At 43.7% G+C, this 8,312-nt stretch carries 8 protein-coding genes and 1 pseudogene; 8 read left to right on the forward strand and 1 reads right to left on the reverse strand.

Features of this window, described 5'->3' with window-relative positions; all coding sequences use genetic code 11:
* Positions 1-369 (forward strand): annotated as a pseudogene (locus QZ158_RS06780) (adenylosuccinate lyase); the annotation flags it as partial.
* A gap of 235 nt (positions 370-604) precedes the next feature.
* Here the strand turns inward: QZ158_RS06780 and QZ158_RS06785 are convergent.
* Positions 605-1,321 (reverse strand): GntR family transcriptional regulator, encoded by a 717-nt coding sequence (locus tag QZ158_RS06785; protein WP_293886953.1) that lies wholly within the window; start codon positions 1,319-1,321, stop codon positions 605-607.
* A gap of 131 nt (positions 1,322-1,452) precedes the next feature.
* Here QZ158_RS06785 and QZ158_RS06790 point away from each other — a divergent pair, with 131 nt between their 5' ends.
* The 7 genes from QZ158_RS06790 (at position 1,453) to QZ158_RS06820 (ending at position 8,219) form a co-directional block, all read left to right on the forward strand.
* Positions 1,453-3,240 carry a beta-galactosidase family protein gene (locus QZ158_RS06790; RefSeq protein ID WP_293886955.1) on the forward strand — a complete coding sequence of 596 codons (1,788 nt, stop codon included), beginning with the start codon at positions 1,453-1,455 and terminating at the stop codon, positions 3,238-3,240.
* Positions 3,237-3,713 carry a PTS system mannose/fructose/N-acetylgalactosamine-transporter subunit IIB gene (locus QZ158_RS06795; protein WP_023027469.1) on the forward strand — a complete coding sequence of 159 codons (477 nt, stop codon included), beginning with the start codon at positions 3,237-3,239 and terminating at the stop codon, positions 3,711-3,713. The genes QZ158_RS06790 and QZ158_RS06795 overlap by 4 nt, the downstream gene beginning before the upstream one ends.
* A 38-nt stretch (positions 3,714-3,751) precedes the next feature.
* A complete protein-coding gene (locus tag QZ158_RS06800) occupies positions 3,752-4,666 on the forward strand; it encodes a PTS mannose/fructose/sorbose/N-acetylgalactosamine transporter subunit IIC (protein ID WP_293886959.1) in 915 nt (304 codons plus the stop codon).
* Positions 4,653-5,474, forward strand: coding sequence for a PTS system mannose/fructose/sorbose family transporter subunit IID (locus QZ158_RS06805; protein WP_293886961.1), 822 nt, complete (start codon positions 4,653-4,655; stop codon positions 5,472-5,474). The genes QZ158_RS06800 and QZ158_RS06805 overlap by 14 nt, the downstream gene beginning before the upstream one ends.
* A gap of 11 nt (positions 5,475-5,485) precedes the next feature.
* Positions 5,486-5,890 carry a PTS sugar transporter subunit IIA gene (locus QZ158_RS06810; RefSeq protein WP_006595284.1) on the forward strand — a complete coding sequence of 135 codons (405 nt, stop codon included), beginning with the start codon at positions 5,486-5,488 and terminating at the stop codon, positions 5,888-5,890.
* 97 nt (positions 5,891-5,987) lie between these two features.
* A complete protein-coding gene (locus tag QZ158_RS06815; protein WP_293886964.1) occupies positions 5,988-7,151 on the forward strand; it encodes an SIS domain-containing protein in 1,164 nt (387 codons plus the stop codon).
* Between the two features lie 27 nt (positions 7,152-7,178).
* Positions 7,179-8,219, forward strand: coding sequence for an aldose epimerase family protein (locus QZ158_RS06820; RefSeq protein WP_293886966.1), 1,041 nt, complete (start codon positions 7,179-7,181; stop codon positions 8,217-8,219).
* The last annotated feature ends 93 nt before the right edge of the window (positions 8,220-8,312 follow it).

An 8,312-nucleotide genomic window follows, 5' to 3' on the forward strand; every position in this document is an offset into this window, starting at 1 on the left:
ATCATCGCACCAGACACAACCATCTTGATTGACTACATGCTCAACCGTTTCGGAAACATCGTTAAGAACTTGACAGTCTTCCCAGAAAACATGATCCGCAACATGAACTCTACATTTGGTTTGATCTTCAGCCAACGTGCTATGCTTACTTTGATTGAAAAAGGTATGACACGTGAACAGGCTTACGACCTTGTTCAACCGAAGACTGCCCAATCATGGGATAATCAAGTAGACTTTAAACCACTTCTTGAAGCAGATCCAGAAGTGACATCACGCCTCACTCAAGAAGAAATTGACGAAATCTTCAACCCAACCTACTACACCAAACGGGTGGATGAAATCTTCGAACGCATCGGTTTGGGAGACTAAGCCCCTCATAAACTTGATCAAAAAAGACAAACATCATGAGATGCTTGTCTTTTTCTTTGCCGATATCAGGTGCTCTAGACACGGAATTTATCATAATAAATTTTGACTGATTAAACTATTTATAGGAAGTCTATCACTAATTATAGATTATTCGTTTTACATGTTTTAGGAACTATTTTTTCATGCTATAATTTGTATCATAAAAGTCTGAGGCCAGACCCCAGACTTTGAATGATCAATGATCACGATCACAAGAGATAAATTTGATTTTATAGTAGTCGCCGCGTTTATAGGTTTCGCTATATTCGAGAATTTGGCCGGTCGTCTCCAATTTTGTCGTCTTCACTTGATGAACGGTTGGGAAGTTTTCATCGATATTCAACACAGAAGCGATTTTGCTTGGTGTTGGAAATACAATATCATTGATTTCTTCAAAGTGTTCATCATTCATATGGATATGATAATCTTCTTTAAAGCGATCATAAATCGAACTATAGTAATCTAAGCTCGGATAATTTGGGTTGATATATTGCTCTGGGACATAAGTCTGGTGGTAGATATAAGTATCTTCACCAATATGACGGGTCCGATCAATCTTATAATAGAATTGAGTTGGAGCAAGTCCTAGTTTATCCAAGATGTTCAGTGCGTTGCCACGCTTGATAGAGAGAACTTTTACGGTCGCTTTTTGGATAGGGAAGGTTTCAACGTCTGAAAACTCAACCAGTTTGTGTTTTCTAGCGCGCGAAACAAAGGTTCCTTTTCCTTGTTGGCGGACGATGTATCCATCGCTAGCCAAATCGTTCAAAGCACGAACAACAGTAATCGAGCTAACATTATAAATCTTAATCAACTCGGCTTCTGTGTAAAATTTATCTCCATTTTCGAATTTGCCTGAGATAATTTGTTGCTTCAAATCATCTTTGATGTGTTGGTATTTTGGGATTGCCATGTGCTTCACCTCTTCTTTCGATATCCCTTGTTAATATTATTTTAACATATTTTTTTAAAAGTTGTTGACATTTTTTTATTAATATATTATATTAATAAATGAAAAGGGTTTCTTAGAAGGAGGTTCTCAGTATGGGGGCATTTGAAATCCGAGAAGATTTTTATTTAAATGATCAACCTTTTAAGATTTTATCTGGTGCAATTCATTATTTTCGGATCGATCGTGAGGATTGGTATCATTCCTTATATAACCTAAAAGCTCTAGGTTTTAATACTGTTGAAACCTATGTTCCATGGAATGCTCATGAGCCACAAAGAGGCCACTTTCACTTTGAAGGGAATTTGGACCTGGAGCACTTTATCCAAGTAGCTCAAGAGTTGGATCTGTATGTGATCCTCCGTCCATCACCGTTTATTTGTTCGGAGTGGGAATTTGGGGGCTTGCCAGCCTGGTTAATCGAAGAAGACCTTCGGATTCGTTCATCAGATCCGGCCTTTCTCGAGGAAGTGGCTCGCTATTACGACGAGCTCTTGCCTCGTGTGGCCAAGTACCAATTGGATCGTGGGGGCAATATCCTCATGATGCAGGTGGAGAACGAATACGGCTCTTATGGCGAAGACAAAGCCTATCTTCGGGTGATCAGAGATCTAATGATCGAGCGGGACATTACCTGTCCACTCTTTACTTCTGATGGACCTTGGAGGGCGACTCTTCGAGCAGGGACTTTGATTGAGGATGGACTCTTTGTAACCGGTAATTTTGGTTCGCGAGCAAATTACAATTTCTCTCAGATGAAAGAGTTCTTTGCGGAGCATGACAAAAAGTGGCCACTCATGTGTATGGAATTTTGGGATGGCTGGTTCAATCGTTGGAAAGAACCCATCATCAAGCGAGATCCAGAAGAGTTGGCAGAAGCAGTCCATGAGGTCTTACAAGAAGGCTCAATTAATCTCTACATGTTTCATGGTGGGACCAACTTCGGATTTATGAATGGCTGCTCAGCACGAGGGACCGTGGATTTACCGCAAGTAACATCTTATGACTATGACGCTCTCCTAGATGAGCAGGGCAACCCGACTCCTAAGTACTACGCAGTCAAGCAGATGATGGCGACCTACTATCCAGAGTATCCACAGATGGATCCGCTTGTGAAGTCGAGTTTATCTGAACGAACATTGGAATTGACCAAAAAGACTAGTTTGTTCGGCAACTTAAACGAGATTGCTCAGGTCACCGAAAGTCTTTACCCACAGACCATGGAAGAAATCGACCACCCATTAGGCTATCTGCTCTATGAGACAGAAGTGGAAATGGATGCGGAAGAAGAGCGCTTGCGTATCATCGATGCGCGTGATCGGGTACAGGTTTATGCCAATGATCAGTTGATTGCCACTCAATACCAAGAAGAAATCGGTCAAGATCTTTTTTTAAACGGAAAAAAGAAAACGATTACAAACCTAAAACTCTTGATCGAAAACATGGGAAGAGTCAATTATGGGCACAAACTCTTAGCGGATTCCCAACGAAAAGGAATCCGAACAGGGGTTTGTATCGATCTTCATTTCAAGCTTCATTGGAAACAATATGCGCTTGATTTTAGCCAGCTGGATCGCTTGGATTTTTCGAAAGAATGGCAAGAAGGTCAACCAGCTTTTTATCAATTTGCTTTTCATCTAGATCAGGTTGAGGATACCTTCCTTGATATGACTGGATTTGGAAAAGGGATCGTTCTTGTAAATGGCCACCATATTGGTCGTTTCTGGGAAGTCGGTCCAACACTCTCCCTCTACATCCCTCATGGTTTTCTCAAAGATGGGGAAAATGAGATCCTCGTCTTTGAGACAGAGGGCACTTGGAAGGAGACCTTAAAACTTGTTTCACAACCTACATTCAAAGAAGTAAAGGGGGAAAACTTATGACTATTGTAGGATGCCGTATCGATGGACGTTTGATCCACGGCCAGGTAGCCAACCTTTGGACTACCAAACTAAATGTTTCACGTATCATGGTGATCGATGATGAAGTCGCTCAAAATGATATCGAAAAAAGTGGCTTGAAATTAGCGACACCACCTGGTGTTAAGCTTAGTATCTTGCCAGTCGCAAAGGCTGCAGAAAATATCTTGGCTGGAAAATATGACAGCCAACGTCTCTTCATCGTAGCCCGCAAGCCAGACCGCTTCCTCGGTTTGGTAGAAGCAGGTGTACCACTTGAAACCTTAAACGTAGGGAACATGTCTCAATCAGACGAGACTCGTCCGATTACTCGTTCGATCAACGTAGTGGATGCCGATGTGGAAGCTTTCCACAAGCTAGCTGAAAAAGGAGTTAAGTTAACTGCTCAAATGGTTCCAAATGATCCAGTTGAAGACTTCTTGAAGTTGCTCAAATAGTTTATAAATAAAAAGAAAAATTTTAGGAGGAAATTGTCATGATACAATGGTGGCAAATTTTACTACTTACTTTGTACTCAGCTTATCAAATCTGTGATGAGTTGACGATTGTTTCATCAGCAGGCTCACCAGTCTTTGCTGGTTTCATTACAGGACTGGTCATGGGAGATTTAGGGACAGGTCTCTTTATCGGAGCTTCTCTTCAATTGACAGTACTCGGTGTTGGTACTTTCGGTGGAGCTTCTCGTATTGACGCGACTTCTGGTGCCGTTCTTGCGACTGCCTTCTCAGTAGCACAAGGGATCAAACCAGAAATTGCAATTTCAACCATTGCCGTTCCGGTAGCAGGTCTTTTGACTTATGCGGATATCCTTGGTCGGATGAGTACAACTGCCTTTGCACACCGTATTGATGCTGCGATCGAACGCTTTGACTATAAAGGAATTGAACGCAACTACCTTCTCGGTGCAGTTCCTTGGGCTCTCTCTCGCGCCCTTCCAGTCTTCTTAGCTCTTGCTTTTGGTGGTGCTTTTGTTCAATCTATTGTAGACTTTGTTGAACAATATAAATGGATTGCGAATGGTTTGACCCTTGCAGGACGTATGCTCCCAGGTCTTGGATTTGCCATCTTGCTTCACTACTTGCCTGTGAAGCGTCACCTTCACTATCTTGCTCTTGGTTTTGGCTTGACAGCAATGTTGACAGTGCTTTACGGCAATGTCCAAAGTGTTGGTACTGCCATTTCAGCAATGCTTGGAACAGATGCATTTGCAAAACTTCCAAAAGAACAAATGGTTGCCTTTACAAATAACTTCAAATCTGTATCTATGATCGGGGTTGCCATCATTGGTATCTTCCTTGCAGTGCAACACTTTAAAAACAGCCAACGTACAGTTGTAGCTGTTCCAGCAAGCAATGTAGAAAGCGGGGAAATTGAAGATGACGAATTCTAAGAACTACAAACTCACTAAAGAGGATTTTAATCAAATTAACAAACGTAGCCTCTTCACTTTCCAATTGGGTTGGAACTACGAACGGATGCAGGCTTCTGGTTACCTTTACATGCTTCTTCCACAATTGCGGAAAATGTATGGAGACGGCACACCTGAATTGAAAGAAATGATGAAATTGCATACGCAATTCTTCAATACTTCACCATTCTTCCACACTATTATCACTGGTTTTGATTTGGCCTTGGAAGAAAAAGACGGAGTCAACTCTAAAGATGCAGTTAACGGGATCAAGACAGGTCTCATGGGACCATTTGCCCCTCTTGGAGACTCTATCTTTGGATCTTTGGTTCCAGCCATTATGGGATCTATCGCAGCGACAATCGCATCACAAGGTCAACCATGGGGTATTTTCCTTTGGATCGCGGTAGCAGTAGCCTATAATATCTTCCGTTGGAAACAGTTGGAATTTGCTTATAAAGAAGGTACCAACTTAATCAACAACATGCAAAGTACCTTGACAGCTTTGATCGAAGCTGCTTCTGTACTTGGTATCTTCATGGTCGGTGCCTTGATCGCGTCTATGATCAATGTCGATGTATCATGGATGCCACACATCGGGGACAAAGCTATCGATATTCAAGACATGCTTAACTTGATCTTCCCACGTTTGGTTCCAGCTATCATCACAGGTGCGATCTACTGGTTGCTCGGACGTAAGGGTATGAACTCAACCAAAGCTATCTTGTTGATTATCGTCGCAGCTATTTCCTTCTCTGCCTTTGGTCATTTCTTCTTTGGAATGGAATAATGGAGTAAGGTATGGCAAAACACCTAGTATTGGTCAGTCATGGTCGCTTCTGTGAAGAGCTCAAAGCCAGTACAGAAATGATTATGGGACCACAAGACAACATTCATGCCGTGGCCCTCTTGCCAGAGGAAGGTCCTGAGGAGTTTACAGCCAAGTTTGAAGCCTGTGTTGCAGACTTTGAGGACTACATCGTCTTTGCGGATCTTTTGGGAGGCACTCCTTGTAATACGGTTAGCCGTCTGATCCTTGAAGGGCGTGCCATTGACCTCTATGCAGGGATGAACTTGCCAATGGTAATTGAATTTATTAATAACAGCCTGGTCGGAGGAGAAGAAGCTTATCCAGCGCGTGCACAAGAAAGCATCGTGAAGGTTAATGATCTTTTATCCAACTTTGATGACGACGAGGATGAGTAAAATACGATAGCGAAAACCGCTTGAACATTCGGAATGGGGCTGGGACAATTGTCTCGGCCTCTTACCGCTTATAAGGCGAGTAGAAAAGAGGAGAAGCATGCTAGATTATACAAAAGAAGAACTGCTGGAACTGGGGGCTGAGATTACGACGCGTGAAATTTATCAGCAACCAGAAGTTTGGAAAGAAACCTATCGTCTCTATCAAGAGAAAGCAAAAGAAATCCAAGAGTTTTTGGAGGCCATCGGGAAGCGTCATGGCTACATCAAGGTCATCTTGACAGGGGCAGGGACCTCAGCCTATGTGGGGGATACTTTGGTTCCGTATTTGCAGGAAGTGCAAGATGAACGTCACTGGAATTTCCAATCCATTGCGACGACAGATATCGTGGCGCATCCACAAACCTATCTCAAAAAAGAAGTGCCGACTGTCTTGGTTTCCTTCGCACGAAGCGGAAACTCGCCTGAAAGTGTCGCAACAGTGCAACTGGCCCAAGACTTAGTTGATGAACTTTATCAGATCACCATTACCTGTGCTGAAGAAGGAAAGCTGGCCCAGCAGGCCCACGGAGATGAGCGCAATCTCTTGCTTTTACAACCAAAAGAAACCAACGACGCCGGCTTTGCCATGACCTCCAGTTTTACCTCTATGCTCTTGACAGCCCTCTTGGTCTTTGATCCAAGTGAGGAAGCAATCAAGGCAAAACGAGTAGAAGAATTGATTCACCTGTCAGAACAGGTCTTGGAAAAAGATCGCGAGGTTAAGGAAGTTGTAGACTTAGACTTCGAACGCGTCATCTATCTGGGGGCAGGACCTTTCTTTGGGCTCGCTCATGAAGCTCAGCTCAAGATTTTGGAATTAACTGCAGGTAAAATCGCGACCATGTACGAGAGTCCTGTCGGCTTCCGTCACGGTCCGAAATCCCTCATCAATGACCAGACTCTGGTCCTGGTATTTGGATCGATTGACCCTTACACACGCCAGTACGATCTAGATTTGGTTGGAGAAGTAGCCGAAGATCAGATTGCCCGTCAGGTCGTCCTCTTGACGGACCAAGCTGCAGGCATTGAGCATGTACGAGAAGTTTTGGTAGCTTCTTCAGCCGACTCACTTGATATCTACCGTGCCTTCCCATACATTATCTACGGTCAATTGATTTCTCTCTTGACTTCGCTCAAGGTTCAAAACCGCCCAGACACGCCATCACCAACCGGTACCGTCAATCGGGTTGTACAAGGAGTGGTGATTCACCCTTTTCACTAGAATGAATGATCTTGGAGGAGACAACTTGTGAAACACTATCAAAAATATCTATTTGGTCAATTGGACGGCCAAGACATAGAAGCTTATCGCCTCGAAAATGACCTGGGTTATCAATTGTCTGTCATGACCTACGGGGCGACGATCTTAGAGTATGTGACACCAGACAAGCATGATCAATTCGCTAATATTGTATTGGGCTTTGACAATTTTGATGCCTATGTCGGCAATAGCCCCAAGTACGGAGCCAGCATTGGTCCGGTTGCTGGTCGGATCGCAGGGGCCAGCTTTGAGCTCAATGGTCAAACCTATCACTTAGAAGCTAATAATGGCGCCAACTGCAACCACAGTGGATCGACTGGCTGGGACAGTACCTTGTTTTGCGTGGAGTCGGTGACGGACCAAAAAATCACTCTGTACACAGAGCGTGCGGATGGTACCGGCGGTTTCCCTGGAAATCTCAAGATCTGGGTGACCTATGGCTTGACGGAAGCAGGGGAGTTGGAAATCATCTATCGAGTAGAAACGGACCAAGATACCCTAGTTAATCCGACCAACCACAGCTATTTCAATCTATCAGGCAACTTCATTCAGCCGATTAATGACCATGTCTTTCAGATCAACCATCAAGGGCTTTACCCTATCCATCCCGACGGTGTCCCTCTTCAGACCGTGGATAGAGAAAGTCCAATCGTTCAGCATCTCTACCAAGCTATGCTTTTGGAGGATCTTTTTAAGGATTCTGACCCTCAAATCCGCCTGGTAGAAGGATTAGACCATCCATTCGCTCTCCCAGAAGGGCATGAAAATGCAGGTTTCTTCTATCATCAGCCGTCTGGACGCTTTCTGACCTTCAAGTCAGAAGCCCCAGCCTTGGTGGTGTATTCTGCTAACTTTGTGGATGAAACGGTTTATCTGGAAGGGCAACCAATGGTTCAGCACAATGGTCTAGCCTTGGAATTCCAAACCGTACCAGATGTCATTCATAGCGACCAAGCTGAAAAAGTCATCTTGAGAGCAGGGCAAGTCTTTACTAGCAAGACCATCTACCATGCGATCGCTAAGAAATAATGAGAAAAAGGGAGGCTTCAAACAAGGATGTAAAATTCGGCTCTTTGTCAACTGTAGTGGGTTGAAGAAAAGCTAGATCTAGAAAGGATGAAA

Source organism: Streptococcus sp. A12, from assembly GCF_905372335.1.
Lineage (GTDB): Bacteria > Bacillota > Bacilli > Lactobacillales > Streptococcaceae > Streptococcus.

Coding starts and splice junctions, on each gene's coding strand:
- QZ158_RS06800 (WP_293886959.1), top strand. CDS start 3,752: ATGATACAATGGTGGCAAATTTTACTACTTACTTTGTACTCAGCTTAT.
- QZ158_RS06795 (WP_023027469.1), top strand. CDS start 3,237: ATGACTATTGTAGGATGCCGTATCGATGGACGTTTGATCCACGGCCAG.
- QZ158_RS06785 (WP_293886953.1), bottom strand. CDS start 1,321: ATGGCAATCCCAAAATACCAACACATCAAAGATGATTTGAAGCAACAA.
- QZ158_RS06805 (WP_293886961.1), top strand. CDS start 4,653: ATGACGAATTCTAAGAACTACAAACTCACTAAAGAGGATTTTAATCAA.
- QZ158_RS06810 (WP_006595284.1), top strand. CDS start 5,486: ATGGCAAAACACCTAGTATTGGTCAGTCATGGTCGCTTCTGTGAAGAG.
- QZ158_RS06815 (WP_293886964.1), top strand. CDS start 5,988: ATGCTAGATTATACAAAAGAAGAACTGCTGGAACTGGGGGCTGAGATT.
- QZ158_RS06790 (WP_293886955.1), top strand. CDS start 1,453: ATGGGGGCATTTGAAATCCGAGAAGATTTTTATTTAAATGATCAACCT.